This is a genomic window from Angustibacter peucedani (assembly GCF_054779595.1).
Window position 1 is genome coordinate 1 of record NZ_BAAGXY010000193.1, and the last position, 1,221, is coordinate 1,221.

Sequence of the window (1,221 nt, forward strand, 5' to 3'; positions counted from 1 at the left end):
TGGGCACCAGCAGCACGTACGCCCAGAAGACGTTCGACCTGAGCGCCTACAAGGGCAAGACGATCACGGTGCGCTTCACCGACACCGAGGACTCGTCGCTGCAGACCAGCTGGGTCGTCGACGACACGTCGCTGACCAGCTGAGCACCCGCGGCTGATCGCAGCTCCACCGGCCGGCCCGGTCACCCCACCAGGTGACCGGGCCGGCTCGTCCTGCCTGTCCCCACCACCTCTCGGGAGTCCTTCCATGCGTCAGGTCCACGTCCCCGCGGCGATCCCGCGGCTGGCCGCCGCGCTCGCCGCCGCCGTCGCCGCCGCCGCCCTCGCGTCCGGCACCACCGCCGCGCCTGCCGCGGCCGCCGCGGCCACGCCGCACCTCGCAGCCACCAACGGCTACGCCGCCACCATCAAGCTCGACAACTGCAGCGGTGCGCTCGTGCGCTTCCCGTCGTCCGTGTCGACCGACCGCGCGATGCTGCTCACCAACGGGCACTGCTACGAGAACGGCATGCCGGGCGCCGACGAGGTGCTCGTCGACCGCGCCAGCTCGCGCAGCGGCCAGCTGCTCGACGCCAGCGGCACCAGCCTCGGCACCGTGCGGGCCGACCGCCTGCTCTACGCCACCATGACCGGCGACGACGTGGCGCTGTACCGGCTCACCGACACCTTCGCGGCCATCAGCTCGCGGTACGGCAGCACCGCGCTGACCATCTCGGCCAGCCACCCGGCCGACGGCTCGAGCATCGTCATCCCGTCGTCCTACTGGAAGCGCACCTGGACCTGCCAGGTCAACGGCTTCGTGCCGACGCTGCGCGAGGGTGAGTGGACCTGGCACGACTCGCTGCGCTACGACCTGGGCTGCACCACGATCCACGGGACGTCGGGGTCGCCGATCCTCGACGCGGCCTCCGGGCAGGTCGTCGGCATCAACAACACGGGCAACGACGACGGGGCGATGTGCACGGTCAACAACCCCTGCGAGGTGGCCGCCGACGGCACGACCACAGCCACCAAGGGCCAGAGCTACGGCCAGCAGACCTACTGGTTCACCACCTGCCTGTCGTCGACGCGCACCATCGACCTGACGAGGGCCGGGTGCCTGCTGACCAAGCCGGGCGGGACGTCGACCCCGACGCCCACGCCCACCCCGACCCCGGGCGCGAACCTGCTGCAGAACGCCGGCTTCGAGTCCGGTGCGGCGAGCTGGACCGGCACCTCCGGC

Annotated in this window: 1 protein-coding gene; it reads left to right on the top strand. The window is 71.9% G+C overall.

Going from position 1 to position 1,221, the window contains the following annotated elements:
- Nucleotides 1-246: 246 nt before the first annotated feature.
- Nucleotides 247-1,221, top strand: a 975-nt coding sequence (locus ACYVJ4_RS18840) for a S1 family peptidase (protein ID WP_460461560.1), incomplete at its 3' end; no start/stop codon positions are given.